Annotated in this window: 21 protein-coding genes; 3 read left to right on the top strand and 18 right to left on the bottom strand. The window is 69.7% G+C overall.

What is annotated here, in order from left to right; all coding sequences use genetic code 11:
* Positions 1–49 precede the first annotated feature (49 nt).
* The 13 genes from J5226_RS23550 to J5226_RS23490 all read right to left on the bottom strand — a co-directional run bounded on the left by J5226_RS23550 (position 50) and on the right by J5226_RS23490 (position 10,481).
* The gene (locus J5226_RS23550; protein ID WP_206412630.1) at positions 50–442 is read right to left on the bottom strand and encodes a PTS sugar transporter subunit IIA; all 393 of its coding nucleotides are present in this window, start codon (positions 440–442) and stop codon (positions 50–52) included.
* 489 nt (positions 443–931) lie between these two features.
* Positions 932–1,261 carry a hypothetical protein gene (locus J5226_RS23545; RefSeq protein ID WP_215837378.1) on the bottom strand — a complete coding sequence of 110 codons (330 nt, stop codon included), beginning with the start codon at positions 1,259–1,261 and terminating at the stop codon, positions 932–934.
* Between the two features lie 58 nt (positions 1,262–1,319).
* Positions 1,320–1,688: a hypothetical protein gene (locus J5226_RS23540; RefSeq protein ID WP_215837377.1), complete on the bottom strand. Its 369-nt coding sequence runs from the start codon at positions 1,686–1,688 to the stop codon at positions 1,320–1,322.
* Between the two features lie 341 nt (positions 1,689–2,029).
* Positions 2,030–2,884 (bottom strand): RNase adapter RapZ, encoded by an 855-nt coding sequence (gene rapZ / locus J5226_RS23535; protein ID WP_123649324.1) that lies wholly within the window; start codon positions 2,882–2,884, stop codon positions 2,030–2,032.
* 68 nt (positions 2,885–2,952) lie between these two features.
* The gene (hprK, locus tag J5226_RS23530; protein ID WP_215837376.1) at positions 2,953–3,903 is read right to left on the bottom strand and encodes an HPr(Ser) kinase/phosphatase; all 951 of its coding nucleotides are present in this window, start codon (positions 3,901–3,903) and stop codon (positions 2,953–2,955) included.
* A 248-nt stretch (positions 3,904–4,151) separates the two neighbouring features.
* The gene (locus J5226_RS23525) at positions 4,152–4,616 is read right to left on the bottom strand and encodes a PTS sugar transporter subunit IIA (protein ID WP_215837375.1); all 465 of its coding nucleotides are present in this window, start codon (positions 4,614–4,616) and stop codon (positions 4,152–4,154) included.
* A gap of 55 nt (positions 4,617–4,671) precedes the next feature.
* On the bottom strand, positions 4,672–4,998 hold the full coding sequence (gene raiA / locus J5226_RS23520) for a ribosome-associated translation inhibitor RaiA (RefSeq protein ID WP_215837374.1): 327 nt from the start codon (positions 4,996–4,998) through the stop codon (positions 4,672–4,674).
* 328 nt (positions 4,999–5,326) lie between these two features.
* Positions 5,327–6,784 (bottom strand): RNA polymerase factor sigma-54, encoded by a 1,458-nt coding sequence (locus J5226_RS23515; protein ID WP_215837373.1) that lies wholly within the window; start codon positions 6,782–6,784, stop codon positions 5,327–5,329.
* 119 nt (positions 6,785–6,903) lie between these two features.
* Positions 6,904–7,623 (bottom strand): LPS export ABC transporter ATP-binding protein, encoded by a 720-nt coding sequence (gene lptB / locus J5226_RS23510; protein WP_215837372.1) that lies wholly within the window; start codon positions 7,621–7,623, stop codon positions 6,904–6,906.
* Complete coding sequence (gene lptA, locus J5226_RS23505) at positions 7,623–8,201, bottom strand: lipopolysaccharide transport periplasmic protein LptA (protein ID WP_215837371.1); 579 nt, start codon at positions 8,199–8,201, stop codon at positions 7,623–7,625. The genes lptB and lptA overlap by 1 nt, the downstream gene beginning before the upstream one ends.
* The gene (lptC, locus tag J5226_RS23500) at positions 8,182–8,748 is read right to left on the bottom strand and encodes an LPS export ABC transporter periplasmic protein LptC (RefSeq protein ID WP_215837370.1); all 567 of its coding nucleotides are present in this window, start codon (positions 8,746–8,748) and stop codon (positions 8,182–8,184) included. The genes lptA and lptC overlap by 20 nt, the downstream gene beginning before the upstream one ends.
* On the bottom strand, positions 8,745–9,293 hold the full coding sequence (locus J5226_RS23495) for an HAD hydrolase family protein (RefSeq protein ID WP_215837369.1): 549 nt from the start codon (positions 9,291–9,293) through the stop codon (positions 8,745–8,747). Before J5226_RS23495 ends, lptC begins: the two co-directional genes overlap by 4 nt.
* Positions 9,294–9,458: 165 nt before the next feature.
* Complete coding sequence (locus tag J5226_RS23490) at positions 9,459–10,481, bottom strand: KpsF/GutQ family sugar-phosphate isomerase (protein ID WP_215837368.1); 1,023 nt, start codon at positions 10,479–10,481, stop codon at positions 9,459–9,461.
* A gap of 326 nt (positions 10,482–10,807) precedes the next feature.
* On the opposite strand from J5226_RS23490, the gene J5226_RS23485 reads away from it, so the two are divergent.
* A complete protein-coding gene (locus J5226_RS23485) occupies positions 10,808–11,044 on the top strand; it encodes a BolA/IbaG family iron-sulfur metabolism protein (RefSeq protein ID WP_215837367.1) in 237 nt (78 codons plus the stop codon).
* Positions 11,045–11,239: 195 nt separating this feature from the next.
* Positions 11,240–12,496: a UDP-N-acetylglucosamine 1-carboxyvinyltransferase gene (gene murA, locus J5226_RS23480; RefSeq protein WP_215837366.1), complete on the top strand. Its 1,257-nt coding sequence runs from the start codon at positions 11,240–11,242 to the stop codon at positions 12,494–12,496.
* Positions 12,497–12,829: 333 nt separating this feature from the next.
* Here the strand turns inward: murA and J5226_RS23475 are convergent, their stop codons facing one another.
* The 5 genes from J5226_RS23475 to J5226_RS23455 all read right to left on the bottom strand — a co-directional run bounded on the left by J5226_RS23475 (position 12,830) and on the right by J5226_RS23455 (position 18,873).
* Positions 12,830–13,519 (bottom strand): DUF3108 domain-containing protein, encoded by a 690-nt coding sequence (locus J5226_RS23475; RefSeq protein ID WP_215837365.1) that lies wholly within the window; start codon positions 13,517–13,519, stop codon positions 12,830–12,832.
* Positions 13,519–14,238: a DUF3108 domain-containing protein gene (locus J5226_RS23470; RefSeq protein WP_215837364.1), complete on the bottom strand. Its 720-nt coding sequence runs from the start codon at positions 14,236–14,238 to the stop codon at positions 13,519–13,521. Before J5226_RS23470 ends, J5226_RS23475 begins: the two co-directional genes overlap by 1 nt.
* Positions 14,239–14,333: 95 nt before the next feature.
* Positions 14,334–15,017: a phosphoribosylglycinamide formyltransferase gene (purN, locus tag J5226_RS23465; protein ID WP_215837363.1), complete on the bottom strand. Its 684-nt coding sequence runs from the start codon at positions 15,015–15,017 to the stop codon at positions 14,334–14,336.
* Positions 15,018–15,304: 287 nt separating this feature from the next.
* Complete coding sequence (locus J5226_RS23460; RefSeq protein WP_215837362.1) at positions 15,305–17,554, bottom strand: TonB-dependent receptor; 2,250 nt, start codon at positions 17,552–17,554, stop codon at positions 15,305–15,307.
* A 176-nt stretch (positions 17,555–17,730) separates the two neighbouring features.
* Entirely contained in the window at positions 17,731–18,873 is a 1,143-nt protein-coding gene (locus tag J5226_RS23455) for an alpha-D-ribose 1-methylphosphonate 5-triphosphate diphosphatase (RefSeq protein WP_215837361.1), read from the bottom strand.
* Between the two features lie 115 nt (positions 18,874–18,988).
* On the opposite strand from J5226_RS23455, the gene phnF reads away from it, so the two are divergent.
* Positions 18,989–19,750, top strand: a complete 762-nt coding sequence (phnF, locus tag J5226_RS23450; RefSeq protein ID WP_215837360.1) for a phosphonate metabolism transcriptional regulator PhnF — start codon at positions 18,989–18,991, stop codon at positions 19,748–19,750.
* Positions 19,751–19,947: the final 197 nt, after the last annotated feature.

Raw genomic sequence — 19,947 nt, 5'->3', positions numbered from 1 at the left:
GTCATGCGATGTTCGGGCTTCCTGTCGCGGCGGCGATGCGCCGCGGGGTTCATGCGTCGTCGTGCAGCACGCCGTTGCGGGCGCCGGCCGCGGCGACCGCGGGCAATTGGTCCAGTTCCAGTTCGGCGTAGTTCATCACCCGCAGCAGCATCGGCAGGTTCAGCGCCGAGACCCGCCGCACCGGCGTGCCGAGCCGGGCCACGCGCGCGGCGAGGTTGCTCGGCGAGGCGCCGTACAGATCGGTCAGCACCAGCACGCCGTCGCCGCCGTCGACCCGGCGCAGCGCGGCGCTGGCCTGCGGCAGCAGCTGGTCGAGGTCGGCGTCGAAAGGCACTTCGAACGCTTCGGCGCGCAGCGGTAGCGGGTTCAACAGACGGCCGGCGACCTGCAGCATCGCGCTGCCGACTCCGGTGTGGGTGATGAGAAGGACGCCTACGGACATGCCGTCAACTTAACAGAGCACGGTGACAGGCCGGAAGCGCCCGAACGGTCGATCGGCGTTCGGGATCGGCGCGGTCGGGACGGTCGGGCGCGGGCGATGTGCGTTGGGAACGCGGTCCGGCGTAGGTGGATGCGCCCCGGGCGGACGTTGCGCGGCGTGCGGGATGGGGGATGCGCGGCGGCGCGCGCGCAGACGCTGCGGCCGGCGCGGGACGAGCGGCGCGCGCATGTTGCGGCGCGGCGCACGCGGCCGGCGCGTGCGCCGCATCGCGAAGTGCGCGGGGAGGCGGCGCTAACGAAGGGCTGCCGGTGGGCGGCGGTGCGAACGAACGGGCCGTTCGTCGGCCGCAGCGCGAACGAAAAGGCCGCCCGAGGGCGGCGGTGCGAATGAAAGAGTCGCCAAGGGCGGTGGCGCGAATGAAAGGGCCGCCCAGGGCGGCGGTGCGAATGAAAGGGCCGCCCGAGGGCGGCCCGTGCGGGGAGCCGGCGCTTACGGCTTCGGCGGCGACTCGGTCTTGCCCTTGTCCTGGTTCGCCGGCGGTTCGGTCGCGGCCGGGTCGGCCGGCGGCGTATCGCTGGGCGGGGTGTCCGTCGGCGGCGGCATGTTGGCGGCCGGCGCGACGTCGGTGGCGGGCGGCGCGGCGTCCGCCGGCGGCGTGGTGTCGGCGGGCGCGGCCGGCGCGGGGCCGGCCGCCGGCTCCGGCGGCGGGGTCTGCTCGGGCTGCTTGCAGGCGCCGAGCAAGGCCGCGGCGAACGCGGCGCTCAACGCCAGGGCCAGCGAACGCGGTCGCAGGGCGGTGCGGGTGGCGGGGTGGCTCATGTCGATCCTTTGCTGACCGGGTCAGCGCGGTGGGTGAAAGGCCTCGGCGTGCCGTGGGTCAGCGGTCGTCGCTGCGTTTGTTCTGGCCGGCCTGGTATTCCGACAGCGAGATGAAACCGTCGCGGTCGAGATCGTGGACGGCGAAGCTGCCGGCCAGGCGCGCGTCCATCGCGGCCTCGTCGCGGCTGATCTTCTGATCGCCGTTGGCGTCGAGTTCGCTGAAGCGCGCCGGGCCGATGGCGTCGCTCGGCGGCGGCGTGCGCGAATCGCCTTGGGTGTCGTGCACCGGCGGTTCGGTGCGTTGCATCGGTGCGGTGCGGTCGGCGGTGTGCGGCGTGGTTTGCGATTGCGCGAACGCGGCCGACGGCGCGGCGGCGGCGATCAAGGCCAGCGTCAGCGGGGCGAGCGTGCGGATCATGGCGGTCATGTCGCGGCTCCGAATGGGGACAGGCAGCGGAGCGCGGGATGCGCGTGGCGCGCGGCTCCGGTGCGGTTCCGAAGCTACGGGGGCGCGTGCAAGGGTTGCGGTACAAAAATGGGAAAATTTCGTAATGCGCCGCGGTTTTTCGCATGAAGCGGCGATGTGGGTTCACGTGCGGGCGTGGTGCGCGCAGGTTGCGCGCGTGTCGCGCGGGAGGCGGCGGCGAGGCGTCGCTTGCGTCGTAAGCGTGGTTGCGCGGTCGCGACTTGCGTCGCTCCTACAGGGAGCGGGCGCAAGTGCGACGAGGTGAAGCGTGCGGTGGCGCGGCGTTCGCGGAAACCGCGCGGTCAGTCGAGTTCGCGATGATGCACCGCGACTTCGTTCCAGCCGCGCAGGCGCGCGTGTTCGGCCATGCGTTCGGCCAGATAGACCGAGCGATGGCGTCCGCCGGTGCAGCCGAAGGCGATGGTGGCGTAGCTGCGGGTGCTGTCGCCTTGCAGGCGCGGCAGCCATGTATCGAGGAACTGGCCGACCTGTTCGACGTAGAGCTGCACGTCGGCCTGGGTTTCCAGGTAATCGCGCACGCCGGCGTCGCGGCCGGAGAGCGGGCGCAGCGCCGGGTTCCAGTGCGGGTTGGGCAGGGCGCGCGCGTCGAACACGAAGTCGGCGTCGGCCGGCACGCCGCGGCGGTAGGCGAAGGATTCGAACAGCAGCGACATGCCCGCTTCCACGCCCAGGCCGAACTCGGTGATGACGTGGCGGCGCAGCTGATGGATGTTGAATTCGCTGGTGTCGACGATGGCGTCGGCGATTTGCCGCAGCGGCTTGAGCACCTGCCGTTCCAGCGAGATCGCGTCGGCCAGGGCGAGGCCGAACTGGCTCAGCGGATGGCGCCGGCGGGTGTCGGCGTAGCGCTTGAGCAGCACCGAGTCGCTGGACTCGAAGAACACCAGCCGCGGATCGGCGCCGAGCGCGCCGACCGCCGACAGCCACTCGGGGATGTTGGCCAGATCGCTGTGGCGGTTGCGCACGTCGATGCCGACCGCGAGCTTGGTCGGCATGCCGTCTTCGGCCTTGATCACGTTCTGCACGAACTGCGGCAGCAACTCGGCCGGCAGGTTGTCGACGCAGTAGAACCCCAGGTCCTCGAAGGTGTTCAGCGCCACCGACTTGCCCGAACCGGACATGCCGCTGACGATCACCAGAGTGAAGCCGGTGGTTTCGGCCGCGTTGCCGGGCGTCGCGCCGGCCTGATGGGACTCCACGCCGCTCACGATTCTCCGCGCTCCAGAAAGTTGCTGTGCCGGGCGATGAACGCCGCGGCGGGGTCGAGGCCTTTCATGCGCAGGCTGTGCAAGCGCGTGGCGGCTTCGGTGAGCACCGCGAGGTTGCGGCCGGGCATGACCGGCAGGGTGATCATCGGCACGTCCAGGTCGAGCACGCGGCGCAGGCTGGTGTCGCCGGTCAGGCGCTCGATGCCGGTGGCCTTGGGCTCGCTCATCGGCTTGGTCAGATGCACGATCAAGCGCAGGTACTTGTTGTTCTTGACCGCGGTGTCGCCGAACATCTGGCGGATGTTGAGCACGCCCAGGCCGCGCACTTCGAGCAGGTCCTGGAGCATTTCCGGGCAGGTGCCGTCGAGCACGTCCGGCGCGATCTGGGTGAATTCGGGCGCGTCGTCGGCGACCAAGCGATGCCCGCGCGTCACCAACTCCAGCGCCAGCTCGCTCTTGCCCGAGCCCGATTCGCCGGTGATCAGCACGCCGATGGAGTAGATCTCCATGAACACGCCGTGCAGGGTGATCTGCGGCGCCAGCGCGCGCGCCAGGTGGTATTGCAGGTGATTGAGCAGTTCGTGCCCGCGCCGCGGCGACACCCACAGCGGCGTGTCGCTTTCCTCCGCGGCGATGCGCAGGTCCTCGGGGCAGGGCTGGTCCTTGCTGATGACCAGCGCCAGCGGGCGGAACTGGATGATCTTCTCGATGGTTTCCCAGCGCAGCCGCGAATCCAGGCCGTCGAGCCAGGTCAGCTCCTCGGTGCCGAGGATCTGCACTTTGTTGGGATAGATCGCGTTGAGATAGCCCGCCAGCGACGGCCGCCGCGCGACGGTATTGACCGCCTCGACCAGACGCCCCTCGCCGCGTTGGCCCGCCAACCAGCGCAGCGCCAGCTTGTCGCGCTGCTGCTCGAAGAGTTCGCCTGCGCGGATGCTTTTGCTCATGGGGATGAGAGTTTACGGGGTTTGGGGGCGGGCGCGGGTCGCAGCGGGAATTGAGGAGCGGGAATGAGGAGCGGGGTTGGGGAACTGGGGCTCTGCGCGGCTGCAAGGACGCCGGGTGCTGGGAATGGAAAGCGCAAACGACAAGCGGGATCAGGAAAACAGGACTTGCCGCAGCTTTCAGACAAGCCGCGCTCCCCAGTTCCCTAATCCCGCTCCTTGTTCCCGCTGTTCTGTTCCCGCTCCTGCCCTCACGCCGCATTACAGCGACAGCGCTCCAGCAACCGCTGACTCAACTCCGCCGCATCCGTCGCGCTGCGCAGGCAATCGCGGAAGTCGGGGTCGGCGAAGCGCTCGGCCAGTTCGGCCAGCAACTGCAGGTGCTGCTGCACGTGGTGTTCCGGCACGGCCATGGCCAGGACCAGATCGACCGGTTCGCCGTCGGCGGCGCCGAAATCGACCGGCCGGGCCAGACGCAGGAACGCCCCGCAGCCGGTTTCCAGCAGCGGCGAGCGTCCGTGGGGAATGGCCACGCCGTGGCCGATGGCGGTGCTGGCGAGGCGTTCGCGTTCGCGCAGGCCGGCGTCGAGCGCGGCGGCGGTGCGCGGGTCGCCGCCGGAGAGCAGGCGGGCGGCGGTTTCGAGCACCGCGTTGCGATCGCCGGGGTTTCCGAGGATCGCAACGCGCTCCGCGCTCAACAGGTCGTAAAGCGGCATGACGGCTGGGGTGTGGCTTGCGTTGCTTGGCTGGCGCGGAGTTTACGCCATGAACTCAGGTGAGTTCCCCATTGCGGGCCAGGCTCTCGCCGCGGTGGTGGTCGACCAGCTTGCTCTTGTGCTTCATCAGCAGGCGGTCGAGCTTGTCGGCGAGCAGGTCGATGGCGGCGTACATGTCCACCGCCGCCGCATCGCAATGCAGGGTGCGGCCGGCGAGATTGAGGGTGGCTTCGGCTCGATGGTCGGGCTTGTCGAGGCTGAGCTGGGTGCGGACGTCGAAAGGTTGGTCGAAGTGGCGTTGCAGTCGGGCCAGCTTGGATTCCACGTAGTCGCGCAGGGCTACGGTGACTTCGATCTGCTGGCCGTGGGTTTCGATACGCATCGGGGACCTCCTTCACGTCGCGGATGAATGCAGAACTTGCATGGCTCTCTGAGCCATTCGAGAGGTTCCGCCCGGCCTTACCGGACCGAAACGGAACCGGGTGACGCCCTGGCCGTAACCAGGGAGTCCAGCATCGCACGCTGGGCCGCCGGCGCAAGGGGCCGGCTTCGTGCTTTGGTCGTAGGCGCGCGCGAAGGCCTTGATCGGCCAAGGGTTTTTCGACTGTGTAAAGTTTTTGCAATGGCGATGGGCGCAATCGGCATAAGCCGCGGCGCGGTCGCGCACGGGGCTGAGAGGCTCGGTTCAGACAGCGCCGCCGGGGGGGCGCTCAGGCCATGCGCACGCGGTCCTGCGAGGACGGGATGCTCATCGCCTCGCGGTACTTGGCGACGGTGCGCCGCGCCACCGGCACGCCGGTGGCCTTGAGGGTCTCGGCCAGGCGCGCGTCGGACAGCGGCTTGCGCGGGTTCTCGGCCTCGATCAGGCGCCGGATCATGGCCTGGATCGCGGTGCTGGAGGCCTCGCCGCCGGCGCCGGTCTCGATGCCGGAGGCGAAGAACGCCCGCAGCGGCACGGTGCCGCGCGGGGTGCGCGCGTACTTGCGCGCGATCGCGCGCGAGACGGTGGATTCGTGCAGGCCGACTTCGTTGGCGACCTCGCGCAGGGTCAGCGGGCGCAGCGCGCTGTCGCCGAATTCCAGGAACGCGGCCTGTTGCTTGAGCAGGCAACGCGCCACTTTCAGCAAGGTGTCGCCGCGCGCTTCCAGGCTCTTGAGCAGCCAGCGCGCTTCTTGCAGATGCCCGCGCAGATAGCTCGCGTCGGAGGCGCTGGCGTGGCGGATCATGCCTTCGTAGCCGCGGTGGATGCTGATGCGCGGGCGCATCGCCTCCGACAGCGCGACCCGCCACAGCCCTTGCTGGCGCCAGATCACCACATCCGGGGTGACGTAGGTATCGGTGGAGATCGCGCCCATCTGCGCGCCGGGGCGCGGGTCGAGCGAGCGCAGCAACTGCACCGCGACGTCGACCTCGGCCGGATCGAGCTTGAGTTCGGCGGCCAGCCCGGGCACGCCGACGCGCGGCAGGCGTTCGAGCGGGCCGGCGACGATCTGCAGCGCGAGCTGCTTGCCCGGGGTGTCGTTGGACAGCGTGCCCAGCTGCAGGCTCAGGCATTCGCTGAGCGAACGCGCGCCGGTGCCGACCGGGTCGAAGCGCTGCACCTGATGCAGCACGGTCATGACTTCGTCTTCGCCGACGCTGAGCTCCGGCGCCAGCGAATCGGCGATGGCCTGCAGCGGTTCGCGCAGGTAGCCGTCGTCGTCGATGGCTTCGATGATGGCCACGCCGATGCTGCGGTCGCGCGGCGACAGCGGGCTCAGGTGCAACTGCCACAGCAGGTGGTCGAGCAGGGTCTCGGCGTCGGCGACCTGTTCGGCCGCGGGCGAATCGTCGTCGTGGTCGGACGGGCCGACCCGCTCGTACCAGGTCTCGCCGTCGTCCATCGTCCACTCCGGCTCGGGCGTGGCGTCGGACGGATGCGCGCTCTCGCCGTTGCCGTCCTCGGACGAGGAGGACGAGGTGACGGTGGAGGCGTGGATGGGCTCGCCGGAGTCGCCCGGCTCGGGCGGCGCCGGCTCGGTCCAGTCCAGCAGCGGATTGCTTTCCACCGCGCTCGCCAGTTCGGCTTCCAGCTCGACCGCCGAGAGTTGCAGCAGGCGGATCGCCTGCCGCAATTGCGGCGTCATCACCAGCTGTTGTCCGAGAGAGGCTTGGAGGCGGGGCTTCATGATCGAGGAGGGACGCGACCGGTTGGGCGGCCGCCCGCCGAAGGGCGGGGGGCCGGAGTCGCGCATCGCGGGCGTCGCCTCACGCCCGGAGCCGCTCGAGACGTACAGCCGGCTCGAGGTTACAGACGGAAGGAGTCGCCCAGATACACGCGACGGACATCGGGATTGGCCAGCAGCGCGTCCGGAGCCCCCTGCGCGAGCACGCCGCCGTCGTTCAGGATATACGCACGATCGCAAATGCCCAAGGTTTCGCGCACGTTGTGGTCGGTGATGAGGACCCCGATCCCGCGATTCTTGAGGTGGCGCACGATTCGCTGGATCTCGCCGACCGAGATCGGGTCGACGCCGGCGAAGGGTTCGTCGAGCAGCATCAGCCGCGGCCGGGCTGCGAGGGCGCGGGCGATTTCCACGCGCCGGCGTTCGCCGCCGGACAGGCTGGCGCCGAGCTGATCGGCGACGTGGCCGATCTGCAGCTCGTCCATCAGGCTGGCTTGCTCGCGCTCGATGCCGGCGCGGTCGAGATCCTCGCGCAGCTCCAGCACCAGACGCAGGTTGTCGGCGACGCTGAGCTTGCGGAACACGGACGGTTCCTGCGGCAGATAGCCCACGCCGTACTTGGCGCGCGCGTACATCGGCTCGCTGGTGATGTCCTTGCCGTCGAGCACGATCTGCCCGGCGTCGGCGGGGACCAGGCCGACGATCATGTAGAAGCAGGTGGTCTTGCCGGCGCCGTTGGGGCCGAGCAGGCCGACCACTTCGCCGGCGTCGAGGGTGAGGCCGAAATCGCGCACCACCTCGCGCTGGCGGTACGCCTTGCGCAGGCCTTGGGCGACCAGCATCAGCCGCCTCCCTTCTTGGCGGGCTTGGCCGGCGCGGGCTTGGGCGCGGCCGGCTTCGGCGCGGGCGCGGCGGACGCGTCCTTGTTCTTGGGCTGCAGCTGCATCGACACGCGGCCGCCGGTGCCGCCGCTTTCGATCTGGCCCGACTTCATGTTGTAGACGATGCGCTCGCTCTTGATCGTGTCGCCGGCCTTGTCGACGAAGGCGTTGCCGGTGAGCACGACGGTGTCCTTGTTCACGTCGTAGTCGATCTTGTTGGCGCGGCCGTTGAACGGCGAGCCGTCGTCGAGCTCTTGCTTGATCGTGGCCTGATTGCCGGTCAGCTGGACGGTGCTGAGCTCCCCGCCGGCGCGGCGGATGTCGGCCTTGGCGGCGTTGATGAGCAGCGTGCCCTGCACGGCCTTGACGTTGCCGGTGAGGATGCACGGGCCGTCGTCGGCGGTCGAGCAGCTGCTGGAATCGGCGTCGACGTTCATCGGCTGATTGCGGTCGGACGAGCGCGCGTGCGCGGCCATGGCCGGCGCCAGCAGCGCGGCGAGCAGGCACAGGGCCGGCAGATTAGCGGGCTTTCGCTTCATAGCGCGCCTTGACGTTGGATTTGAGGGTGAGGTTCTTGGTCTCGAGATCGGCGTCCAGACCCAGACCGCTCAGTATAGTGCCGGGCTGGACCATGTTGACCGCGACCGCCGAGGTGGCCTTGTTGGTGTCCGGGAACACGTTCAGTTCCTCGGTGGCGATGTTGATCGGCTTGCCGTCGGCGTTGGTGCTGTCGGCCTTGACCTGTCCGCGCAGGCGCACTTCGTCGCCTTCGGCGTTGACCCAGCCGCGCTGCGAGCGCACTTCCCACGGGCCGCCGTTGCTGCCCGGCTTGGCCGGGATCTGGAACAGCGGCGTGGCCACGTCCATGGTCTTGTCGGCCGGGTTGCGGGTCAGCTTCGGCGCCTTGAGGGTGAAGGATTCGCGGCCGTCCTTGTCGAGCACGACCACGTTGAAATCGGTCAGCACGTAATCCGGGCGCGACTCCGACGCGGTCGTCGTCGGCTTGTCGCGCTGCGACCACCATGCCCAGCCGGTGAGCGCGGCGGCGGCGAGCAAAATCACCGTGGAGAGGAAGCGCCAGTTCATCCCAAGGCTCCGGCCAGGACCGCGTCGGCGTGGCCTTGCGCGCCCAGCAGCAGATCGCACAGCTCGCGCGCCGCGCCTTCGCCGCCGCGCGCGTGGGTGCGCCAGTGCACGCGCTCGCGCACCCACGGGTGCGCGTTGGCCGGCGCGACCGCGAGACCGACGTGCGGAAGGATGCGCAGGTCGGCGAGGTCGTCGCCCATGAAGGCGACTTGCTCGAGCGTCAGCGACAGGCTTTCGGCGATCTGCTTCACGCACACCAGCTTGTCTTTGACGTCGCCGTGCGAACTCGCGCCGAGCTCGGCGGCGCGATGCGCGGCGATCGCGCCGCCGCGCGCGGTGACGAAATGCACCGCGATGCCGTGCTTGCGCAACAGCGCCAAGCCCTGGCCGTCCTGGACGTGGAAGCTCTTGAACTCGCGTCCGCTCTCGTCGTACGTCAGCCGCCCGTCGGTGAGCGTGCCGTCGACATCGAAGCAGGCCAGCCGGATGCGCGCGGCGCGCTCGCGGATGTCGGCGGGGTAGTCGTTTAGGTGGCTGTAGGGCACGGGAGAAGGGGAATGAAGGGAATGAAGGGAATTAGGGGAATGGTCGGTGCGTAGCGGGAGGATGGGACGAAGCGAAGCGCGAACCTGCGGAGGCTGCGGAACGGCCGCGCGCATCGCGCTCGCCATTCCCCTTGTTCCCAGTTCCCTTCATTCCCCGCTTCGCTCTTAAACCACCCGCGCTCGCAACAAGTCGTGAATATTGAGCGCTCCGACCACGCGGCGTTCAGTATCCACGACCAGCACGCCGCTGATCTTGTGGGTTTCCATGAGCTGCGCGGCTTCGACCGCGAGCGCGTCGGCGCCGATGGTCTTGGGCGAACGGGTCATGACTTCCTCGATCCGGGTCGAACGCAGGTCCACGCCCGGATCGTCGAGGGTGCGGCGCAAGTCGCCGTCGGTGTACAGGCCGATCAGGCGGTCGTCGCCGTCGACCACCGCGGTCATGCCCAGGCGCTTGCGGCTCATCTCCACCAGCGCTTCGCTGACGCTGGCGTCGGCGCCGATGCGCGGCACCTCGTCGCCGGCGTGCATGATGTCGGTGATGTGCAGCAGCAGGCGGCGACCGAGCGCGCCGGCCGGGTGCGAACGGGCGAAGTCGTCGGCGGTGAAGCCGCGCGCTTCCAGCAAGGCCACCGCCAATGCATCGCCCATCGCCAGCGAGGCGGTGGTGCTGGAGGTCGGCGCCAGATCCAGCGGGCAGGCTTCGGCCGGCACGCTGACGTCGAGATGGATGTCGGATTCGCGCGCCAGGGTCGATTGCGGCCGCCCGGTCATCGCGATCACCGCGTTGCCTTGGCGCTTGAGCACCGGCAGCAGCATCAGCACTTCGTCGCTTTCGCCGGAGTAGGACAGGGCCAGGACCACGTCGGCGTCGGTGATCATGCCCAGGTCGCCGTGGCCGGCTTCGCCCGGATGGACGTAGAAGGCCGGGGTGCCGGTCGAAGCCAGGGTCGCGGCGATCTTGCGCGCGATGTGGCCGGACTTGCCCATGCCGGTGCAGACCACGCGCCCGCTGGCGGCGAGGATGCGCTGGCAGGCGCGGGTGAAATCGCCGTCGATGCGCTCGCCGACCGCGGCCAGCGCCTGCCCCTCGATCGCGAACACCCGCCGTCCGCTCTCGGCCAGGCCGGCCTCGGACCCGGCGGGGATCGTGGCGTTCGGGGCGCGGGCGGGGACGGACTGGGTCATGAGGCGAGGGCGATCCTGGGGGCGGATTGGAAGCCGGCGCGGCCGTGGGCGGCCTTTGCGGGCGGCCGTGGAAACGCTCGTTGCGGCGGCCGGCATTCCGGCAGCCGGGGCTTTCGGCTAGGCTAGCCGCCAATTCTAAGCGGTTCGTCCGCCCCGCGCCGTCCCTGCCGGCACATCCGCCGTTGCCGGGCCTTTCCTATTCAGCCCGCACGGCCCGACGCCGTGCCCGGCCCGGTCCAGCGCCGGAGCGGGCAGGACGCCGCCGACATCCCCTTCCCATCGCCAGCCGGCCGGGCGCCGGCCGCTCCAGCCCAGAGGTTTCCGCCGTGAACGCCGACATCATCCGCTCCCTGATCGAACAAGGCCTGCCCGGCGCGCAAGCGCAGGTGCGCGGCGACGACGGCGTGCACTTCGAGGCCACCGTGGTCGCCGAGGCCTTCCGCGGCAAGCTGCCGCTGGCCCGCCACCGCCTGGTCTACGCGACCCTGGGCGAGCGCATGGGCGGCGAAATCCACGCCCTGGCGCTGAAGACCCTGACCCCGGAAGAAGCCGCCAAGGCTTGATCCGGCGGGCGACTTCACCGTCGCCTCACCCATCCGGGCGCGCCTGCTTCTACCATGGGCGCCCCGCGATCCGCTTAGGCGGTCGCGTCGCGGCGGCGACGCCGCTCACGCTATCTTCTGTCCGGCGGCGGCCCGCGCGAGCGCGGCGGCGCCGGTCTTTGCGATCCCTCTCTTTCGACTTCAGCGAACCCGTCAATGCAAAAAATCGTGGTGGAAGGCGGCCAGCCGCTCAACGGCGAGGTCCAGATCTCCGGCGCCAAGAACGCCGTCCTGCCGATCCTGTGCGCGACCTTGCTCGCCGATGGACCGGTGACCATCCGCAACGTGCCGCGCCTGCACGACGTGCTGACCACGGCCAAGCTGCTGGGCGAACTCGGCGCCGGCGTGGTCAGCGAAGGCTCGCAGATCACCGTCGACCCGACCACGGTCAACAGCCACGTCGCGCCGTACGAACTGGTCAAGACCATGCGCGCCTCGGTGCTGGTGCTGGGCCCGCTGCTGGCCAAGTACGGCGAGGCCGAAGTCTCGCTGCCCGGCGGCTGCGCGATCGGTTCGCGTCCGGTCGACCAGCACATCAAGGGTCTGCAGGCGCTCGGCGCGGAGATCGTGGTCGAGAACGGCTACATCAAGGCGCAGCGCCGCGGCCGCCTCAAGGGCGCGCGCTTCGTGTTCGACGTGGTGACCGTCACCGGCACCGAGAACGTGCTCATGGCGGCGGTGCTGGCCGAAGGCACCAGCGTGCTGGAGAACGCGGCGATGGAGCCGGAGGTGGTCGATCTGGCCGATTGCCTCAACGCCCTGGGCGCGCGCATCGAGAACGCCGGCAGCGGCCGCATCGTCGTGCACGGCGTCGAAAAACTGCACGGCGGCAGCCACGACGTGCTGCCCGACCGCATCGAAACCGGCACTTTCCTGGTCGCCGCGGCGATGACCGGCGGCCGCGTCGTCGTCACCGGCAGCCGCGCCGACACGCTGGATTCGGTGCTCGACAAGCTGCGCGACGCGGGCGCGCAGATCGAGGTCGACGGCGACCGCATCACCTTGGACATGGGCGGCCGCCGCGCGCGCGCGGTGGATCTGGTGACCGCGCCGTACCCGGCGTTCCCCACCGACATGCAGGCGCAGTTCATGGCGCTCAACTGCACCGCCGAGGGCGCCGGCGTCATCAACGAGACGATCTTCGAAAACCGCTTCATGCACGTCAACGAACTGCTGCGCCTGGGCGCGGACATCCGCGTCGACGGCCACACCGCGGTGGTGCGCGGGGTGAGCAAGCTCAGCGGCGCGCCGGTGATGGCGACCGACCTGCGCGCTTCGGCCTCGCTGATCCTGGCCGGTCTGGTGGCGCAGGGCGAGACCACAATCGACCGCATCTACCACCTCGACCGCGGCTACGAGAACATCGAGAAGAAGCTGTCGGGGCTGGGGGCGAAGATCCGTCGGATCGATTGAGCGCCTGACGACGCGACGTTGCAGGACGATCGAGAAGAGCCCCGCATCCGCGGGGCTTTTCGTTTTCCCTCTCCCGCTTGCGGGAGAGGGGCAGGGTGAGGGCGCTTTTGCTTGCGGACCTTGCCGTTCGAGCCATAAAGCATTCGCGCCTGCGGCACTCATTTCCCTCACCCCCCAGCCCTTCCCGCAAGCGGGAGAGGGAGCAAGAGCGCAGCGCGGGATGCGTCAGCGGCGAGCGGAAACGAAAAGCCCCGCATTCGCGGGGCTTTTCGTTCCCTTCCCGGCTTGCGGGAAAGGGTTGGGGCGAGGGCGCTGCGTATCGCGGCGAAAGGCTCAGCGCACCGCCTGCACCCGCAGGTCGATCGCGTCGCTGCCGTTGTCGCGCTGCAGGATGCGCACCGGCACCGGCACGTCGGCGACGACCCAGGCGATGGTTTCCTTGTCGCCGTTCTTGCTCGACACCTTGGTCGCCTGCTGCGACTTGCCGCCCACGCTGATCGTTTCCTTGCCGACCACGCTGTAGCTCAGTTCCTTGACCCGGCCGCCGTCTACCATGCGGTAGCTCATCGGCTTGCCGGCGGTGGCGTCGCGCACGATCGCCAGATTGACCAGCAGCGCGTCGAGGTCGCCGTTCTGCAGCTTGATCGGGCCGGCGCGGTCGCCCTTGACGTCGCCGCTCCAGGTGGCCACGCCGCGGCTCCAGTCGTAGCTGGCGGTGACGCTCTTCTTCTTGGTCAGCACCTTGCTCGAGTCGTTGCCGCTGAGCGGGCGCAGCTTGCCGCCGGCTTCGTCGAAGGTGGTGGACTGGCGGACCTCGGCCAGCGGGCTGGTGATCGACAGTTCGTACTTCCAGCGGTTGCCGTCGGCCTGGGAGACGGTCATGCGGCCCGCGCCCTGCATGCCCATGTAGCTGGCCGAATAGTCGGCGCTGAAGGGCTTCACCGCGAGCGCCGGCGCGCTGAACGCGGCCAGGGCGCCGGCCAAGGCGGCCATGCGGAAAACGTTCGGAAGCTTAGCGGTCATCATTGTTCGTTGACTCCTTTGTATTCGACCAGACGAAGATCGTACGTGTCCTGGCCGTCTTCGCGCTGCAAGATGCGGACCGGGGTGGGGACGCCGTCCACAACCCAGATCGAGGTTTCCTCGTTGCCGCTCTGCACGCGGTTGACGCGCATCGCGTTGAAGCTCATGTCGTCGATCTTGACGCCTTCGAGCTCCTGCTGCACCACATATTGGTGCGGGCGGGCGCGGCCGGAATCGACGAATCGGTAACTCAGCGTTTTGCCGGGCTGGGCGTCGCGGACCACGGCGAGGTTGATCAGCAGCCCGCTCATGTCGCCGTCCTGCAGCGGGATCGGCTTGCGCCGGTGTTCCTTGACGTCGCCGCTCCACTGCGCGCTGTGCTGGGCCCAGTCGTACTCGCCGTTGATGATGCGCTTGGAAAACAGCACCTTGCGCACCATGGTCTGGCTCAGCGGGCGGTAGGCGTCGCCGACCAGATCGAACACCGTGGTCTGCTGCGCGGCGGCGCCGGCCAGGCTCAGCATGCCGTGCTCGGCGCGCATGTCCAGGTCGATGCGCCAGTGGCCGGCCTCGGGCTTGACCTGCATGGTGGCGTCGCCGAGGGCCTTGCCGCCGTTGAACACCTGGTAGTTGGCCACGAACGGTTCCAGCGCCAGCGCGCTGGTGGGCGCGGCCGCGCCGGTCAGCGCGGCCAGCAGCAGGGGCAGGAAGGGCTTCATGACGACGCGGGCGGATCCTGGTGCGCGAAGCGCGGAGGGAAGGGGGCGGTGCGGTCGTTGTGCGCGCGGCCCGAAGCGCCGCGCCGGGCGCGGTGTCAGACCGCCGCGCCGCTGTCCGGTTCGGTCAGACGGCCGGCGAAATCTAAACGCAGCGGCGTAAATAGCGGATGACCGTCGACCTGCACGGTTGCGCCGTGTTCAGCCAGCCGACCCGAGACCGCCAAACGCATCACTGCCAGCAGCAGCGGGTGTTCCACACCGAGTACGCGTTCGGCCAGCAGTTCGGGCGTATCGCCGGTGTTCACCGGCACCACGGCCTGCGCGATCACCGCGCCGGCGTCGAGTTCGGGGATGACGAAATGCACGCTCGCGCCGTGCTCGCGGTCGCCGGCTTCGATCGCCCGCGCGTGGGTGTGCAGGCCGCGGTACTTGGGCAGCAGCGAGGGGTGAATGTTGATCGTGCGGCCGCGGAAGCGCTCGACGAAGGCGGCGCCGAGGATGCGCAGATAGCCGGCGCACAGGATCCAGTCCGGGCGCACGGCGGCGACGGCCTGCGCGAGGTCGGCGTCGAAGGCGTCGCGGGTGGGGTAGGTCTTGGCCGCGGCCGACCAGCGCCGGTCCGGCGCGACCCGCTGCAGCGCGGCCGCGGCGGGCTTGTCGGAGAACACCCCGACCACCTCGCCGTCCAGCGTGCCGGCGGCGATCGCGTCGAGCACGGCCTGCAGGTTGCTGCCGCGGCCCGATGCGAGGACGGCGATGCGGGGAAGCGGCTGGGGCATTGCGGGCGGCGGGTTGGGAGCGGTGCGGCATTTTAGGCGATCCGGGGGATCGCGGTGGGGCGATGGGGAAAGGCGACGTCAAAATGGGTTCCGGCTTGCGCCGGAATGACGGTGAGGGGGAGGACGCAGGTCCTCGGCAATGACGGTGAGGAGGAGGCAGGTCCTCGGCATCGGCGGATCGCGTCGCCCCACCCCTCCGTCATTCCGGCGCAAGCCGGAACCCATTTTGATTTTCGCCGCCCTCCAAGCCGCGGCGCCGTTGCCTGCAACGACGCCGCCGCGCTCGCTCAGAACTGCGCGTCCACCGACAAGAACCACTGCCGCGGCGCGCCGGTCAGCAGGGTCTGGAACGTGCCCTGCGGGTCGTAATCGCGGAAGCCGTTGCTGCCGAGCGTGGCGATGTAGGTCTTGTCGAGCAGGTTGTAGACGTTGAGCCCGACCCGCAGCGACTTGATCTGGCCGAGATCGCGCTTCTGCCAGCTCACCCCCGCGTCCCACAGCCAGAACGCGTCGGTGCCGGCGTCGTTGCTGTAGGTGTAGTAGCGCTTGCCGGTGTACTTGCCGCCCAACCGCAGTTCGACCTCGCCGATGCCGTAGCTCAGTTCGGTCGCGAACAACTGCTTCGGCGTGTCGACCATCTGCTTGCCGCGCACCTCCACCAACTTGCCGCCGGTGACGTAATTCGAGCGGTACTGCGAATCGTTGTACGCATAGCTGGTCAGCCAGCGCAGGTGTTCGTTCGGCGTCCACACGAACGCGACTTCGCCGCCGAGCGTGCGCGCCTTGCCGACGTTGGCGAACTGGTTCGGGCAACTGACCACGCCGGGGCAGGGCACGATCACCAACTGGCGGTCGTCGAAGTTCACGCCGTACAGCGTGGTGGAAAGTTGGTAATGCTCGTCGCCGTAGCGCCAGCCCAGTTCCAGGGTCTTGGACTGCTCGGGCTTGGCGGTGGCGCGGCTGAGGTCGAACGAGGCCTGGGTCAGCGACCACGCGCCGTTGACGCCGGGGCGGAACGCGGCCTGATTCTCGGCGTAGTTGGCGAACACGTCGCTGCGCTCGTTCAACTGCCACGACGCGCCGAGCTGCGGCAGGAAGCCGTCGCGCGCGCTCAGGCGCCCGCCGGCGCGGCCGGCGACGACGACCGTGCCGTCGGTGACCACGTCCTGGCCCTTGAAACCGGCGTTGACGGTCAGGCGTTCGTCGAAGAAGCGCATCGTGTCCTGCAGATACCACTGGCGGGTGCGGGTGTCGAAGCGCTGGCGGAACAGGCGCTGGGCGAACTCGCTGCGGTCGAAGAAGCGCTGATCATCGATGGGGCCGGCGATGTTGACGAAGCTGCGGCCGGCGCCGTGCACGCTGTCCTCCAGCCACACGCCGCCTTCCAGCGTGTGGTTGCCGACGGCGTAGCTCAGCCGCGCGTTGAAGCCGCTGCGTTCGATGTCGTAGCTGGTGATGCGCAGCGCCATCGGAATCGTCGGCGAACTGATGTAGGGCGTGAACCAGTGGCCCTGGCCTTCGTTGCGGTGGTAATAGCCGGTGGCGTTGAGGCGCAGCGCGTCGCTGAGGTCGAATTCGCCCGACAGCGCGGCCAGATCGTCGTTGCGCAGGCCGCGCGCGAGGTAGTACGCGTCGTCCTTGGTCTTGACGCAGCCGCTGAAGCGGCCGTTGGCGGCGTCGAGCGCGCGCTGCCAGTCCGGCGCGTAGTTGTCCCAGTCGTAGCCGCAGCGGCGGATCAGGTCGAGCGAGAGGTCCGGGTCGTCGGTTTCGTTGCGGCGCGAGTTCGACAGCCACAGCGCGACGCGGCCCTTGTCCCACTGGTACACGGCCTTGCCGTTGAACTGCTGCTGTTCCTGCACGCCCGCGCCTTTCCAGCGGTCGGCCTCGTTGCGCATGCCCGAGACGTAGGCGCTGAAGCCGCCGAGGTCGCCGGTGTCCACGCGCACGAAGCTGCGCAGGGTGGCGTTGTCGCCGAACGCGAATCCTGCGCGCGCGCCGAACTCGGCGGCCGGGTCGGAGGAATGCAGCAGCAACGCGCCGCCGAGGTTGCTGGTGGAGGGAATGCGCAGCGCGCCGGCGCCTTGCGCCAGTTCGAGTTCGGCCACGTTCTCCGGCAGGATCGCGCGGTTCGGCGAGAGGCCGTTGTTGTTGGCGTAGCTGTTGTCGCCGAGCGGGATGTCGTCGAGCGCGTAGCCGAGCTGGTTCTGAGCGAAGCCGCGGATGGCGATGCGGTTCGACCATTCGTAGCTGCCCCACGGGTCGGAGCTGACGAAATGCACGCCGGGCAGCTTCTCCAGCACCTTGACCGGGTTGGTGCCCGGCGCGACCGATTGCAGTTCGACCTGACCGACGTGCTGGACCTGGCGGGTGTCGCGATGGCCGATCACCGAGATGGTGTCGAGCGTGGCGGCGTCGCCGTGCTCGAGCGGCGCGCCGGCGGCCGCGGCGTCGGCGACGGGCGCGGCGGCGTGGCCGGCCAGGGGCAGCAGCGCGGCGAACAGGGCCGAAGCCAGAGGAGTGCGGGTGAGGACGTTCATGGGATCTCGTGGAATGCGCGCCGCGGCGGCGATGGGGCGGCATTACAGCGAGGCGATATGAAGGCCCGCGCGCGCGGTGCGGACTGCCGGGGCGACCTGTCTAGTGGATCGGCGGGCGGCGCCGATTCAGGTGGTGTCGAGCCGGGCGGTATCGATCCCAGTGGTGCCGTCGCGGCTCAATACCGGCGCTCGCCCGCCACCCACGCCGCGTCGAGCAGCGGCAAGCCGCGCACCACGCGCACGCGCAGCAGGTCGGCGCGCTGGCCGGCGGCGAGTTCGCCGCGGTCCTCGAAGCCGGCCGCGCGCGCCGGCGTGCGGGTCACCATCGCCACCGCGCGCGGCAGCCCGATGCTGTCCCACTCGCCGAGCTGGAACGCGGCCAGCAGCAGGCTCGCCGGCACGTAATCCGACGACAGCGCGTCGAGCGCGCCGGCGCGGGCGAGATCGATCGCGGCGACGTTGCCGCTGTGCGAGCCGCCGCGGACCAGATTCGGCGCGCCGGCCAGCACGCTCAGCCCGGCCGCGCGCGCGGCGCGCGCGGTGGCGAGGTTGACCGGGAATTCGGCGATGCGCGCGCCGGCTTCGACCGCTTCGGCGACGTGGGCCAGATCGGAATCGTCGTGGCTGGCCAGCGGCAGCCCGCGTTCGCGCGCCAGCGCCAGCACGACGCGGCGGTGCGCGGCGGCGTGGCGGTGCTGCAGGTCTTGCAGGCGGCGCACCTGGGCCTGGAACGCGCCGTCGTCGCGGACGTTGCCGTGGCGCGCGGCGTAGGCGCGGTAACGCTCCAGATCGTGGAACTGGCGCTGCCCGGGCGTGTGGTCCATCAGCGACAGCAAGCGCAGCTGCGGCGTGTCCAGCAGCGGTTGCAGGCGCTGCGGCAGATCCGGGCAGGGCAGCTCGCAGCGCAGGTGCACGCCGTGTTCGATGCGCAGCGCGCCGTCCTCGCGCGCCTGCGCCAGCGCGGCCAGCACGCCGCGCGGCTCGACCGCTTCCTCGGCTTCTTCTTCGCCGACCGAGATCGCGTTGAGCGCGGTGGTGATGCCGGACGCGAGCAACTGCGCATCGTGCGCGCGCACCGCCGCGGCCGCGGGCCAGTGCGCGCCGGGGCGCGGCAGCAGGTGTTTTTCCAGGTTGTCGGTGTGCAGCTCGACCAGTCCCGGCAGCAGGTAATCGCCGCCGCAATCCAGCGCCGACGGCGAACGCAGGCGGCCTTCGCCGAACTCCAGCACGCGCCCGCCGGCGACGCGCAGGTGGCCGTGGACGACGCGGTCGGGCAGGACCAGTCGGGCGTTATCGAGCAGTAATTCGGCAACGGTCATTGCGGTTCCGGTCGAGGCCTGGGCGGTTGTCACCGTCATGCAACGCCGGCGGGTTCTCATGACGACGGACGCGCGATGCGACCTGTCTAGTGAACCAAGCGCAGATGGAGGTTGTATGACATCCCCCGCTACCGCGGTCGCCGCCGCCGATCCGGCCCAGCGCGACGCCGCGATGCCGCTGTGGCAGCAGATCGAAACCGCGCTGCTCAAGGACATCCGCGCCGGCGCGCTCAGCGAAGGCGACAAGCTGCCGTCCGCGTTCGATCTGGCCAAGCGCTTCGGCGTCAACCGCCATACCGTGCGCCGCGCGATCGAGGCGTTGGAGGAGCGCGGCTTCCTGCGCACCGAAACCGGGCGCGGCAGCTTCGTGCAGGAGCATCCGTACCACTACCCGATCGGCCGGCGCACCCGCTTCGGCAAGGCGATGCACGATCTCAACGTGGAAAGCCGCTATCGCCTGATCGAAACCGGCACCCAGTCGCCGCCGCGCGCGGTGGCGCGCTCGCTCGGGTTGCTCGCGGGCGAACGCGTGCACCGCGTGGTGTATTCCAGCGAAGTCGAAGGCCGCACCGTCGACCACAGCGAGGCGTGGTTTCCGGCCGCGCGTTTTCCCGGCCTGGACAAAGTGTTCGCCGAACAATTGTCGGTGACCCGTACCCTGGCCGAGTTCGGCGTGCGCGATTACCTGCGCAAGCACACCGCGGTGATGGCGCGCCTGCCCAGCGCCGAGGTCGCGCGCGTGCTCGGCCAATCCACGCGCCGGCCGGTGCTGTGCGTGCATTCGCTCAACGTCGATCCGCAGGGCGCGCCGGTGCAGTTCGGGGTGACGTCGTTCGCCGGCGATTGGGTGCAGTTGATGGTGAGCAACGAAGGCTGAGCGCGGCGGCGCGGAACGCGCGCGCCGTCGGTTTCAGCGCGATGCGACGGAGCGATGTGCTTCGTATGTGCATCGAATCCACGCGTTTTCATCGCACGATGACCGAATCGTGACCGATGCCGTCCAACCCCGCGCCGCTGCGCGGATCGGGTCACATCCGGCGATGCAATCGGCCTCTAGCCTGCGCGCTCCCATCC

Origin of the sequence: Lysobacter sp. K5869 (assembly GCF_018847975.1) — a bacterium.
Lineage (GTDB): Bacteria > Pseudomonadota > Gammaproteobacteria > Xanthomonadales > Xanthomonadaceae > Lysobacter.
Note: the sequence above shows the minus strand (reverse complement) of the source record. Positions and strands in the feature narration are given on the sequence as shown.

Coding starts and splice junctions, on each gene's coding strand:
- J5226_RS23475 (WP_215837365.1), bottom strand. CDS start 13,519: ATGACCGCTAAGCTTCCGAACGTTTTCCGCATGGCCGCCTTGGCCGGC.
- J5226_RS23515 (WP_215837373.1), bottom strand. CDS start 6,784: ATGAAGCCCCGCCTCCAAGCCTCTCTCGGACAACAGCTGGTGATGACG.
- lptA (WP_215837371.1), bottom strand. CDS start 8,201: ATGAAGCGAAAGCCCGCTAATCTGCCGGCCCTGTGCCTGCTCGCCGCG.
- J5226_RS23540 (WP_215837377.1), bottom strand. CDS start 1,688: ATGACCGCCATGATCCGCACGCTCGCCCCGCTGACGCTGGCCTTGATC.
- J5226_RS23455 (WP_215837361.1), bottom strand. CDS start 18,873: ATGACCGTTGCCGAATTACTGCTCGATAACGCCCGACTGGTCCTGCCC.
- hprK (WP_215837376.1), bottom strand. CDS start 3,903: ATGAGCAAAAGCATCCGCGCAGGCGAACTCTTCGAGCAGCAGCGCGAC.
- phnF (WP_215837360.1), top strand. CDS start 18,989: ATGACATCCCCCGCTACCGCGGTCGCCGCCGCCGATCCGGCCCAGCGC.
- J5226_RS23545 (WP_215837378.1), bottom strand. CDS start 1,261: ATGAGCCACCCCGCCACCCGCACCGCCCTGCGACCGCGTTCGCTGGCC.
- J5226_RS23470 (WP_215837364.1), bottom strand. CDS start 14,238: ATGAAGCCCTTCCTGCCCCTGCTGCTGGCCGCGCTGACCGGCGCGGCC.
- lptB (WP_215837372.1), bottom strand. CDS start 7,623: ATGCTGGTCGCCCAAGGCCTGCGCAAGGCGTACCGCCAGCGCGAGGTG.
- raiA (WP_215837374.1), bottom strand. CDS start 4,998: ATGCGTATCGAAACCCACGGCCAGCAGATCGAAGTCACCGTAGCCCTG.
- J5226_RS23550 (WP_206412630.1), bottom strand. CDS start 442: ATGTCCGTAGGCGTCCTTCTCATCACCCACACCGGAGTCGGCAGCGCG.
- lptC (WP_215837370.1), bottom strand. CDS start 8,748: ATGAACTGGCGCTTCCTCTCCACGGTGATTTTGCTCGCCGCCGCCGCG.
- J5226_RS23525 (WP_215837375.1), bottom strand. CDS start 4,616: ATGCCGCTTTACGACCTGTTGAGCGCGGAGCGCGTTGCGATCCTCGGA.
- murA (WP_215837366.1), top strand. CDS start 11,240: ATGCAAAAAATCGTGGTGGAAGGCGGCCAGCCGCTCAACGGCGAGGTC.
- J5226_RS23490 (WP_215837368.1), bottom strand. CDS start 10,481: ATGACCCAGTCCGTCCCCGCCCGCGCCCCGAACGCCACGATCCCCGCC.
- J5226_RS23460 (WP_215837362.1), bottom strand. CDS start 17,554: ATGAACGTCCTCACCCGCACTCCTCTGGCTTCGGCCCTGTTCGCCGCG.
- purN (WP_215837363.1), bottom strand. CDS start 15,017: ATGCCCCAGCCGCTTCCCCGCATCGCCGTCCTCGCATCGGGCCGCGGC.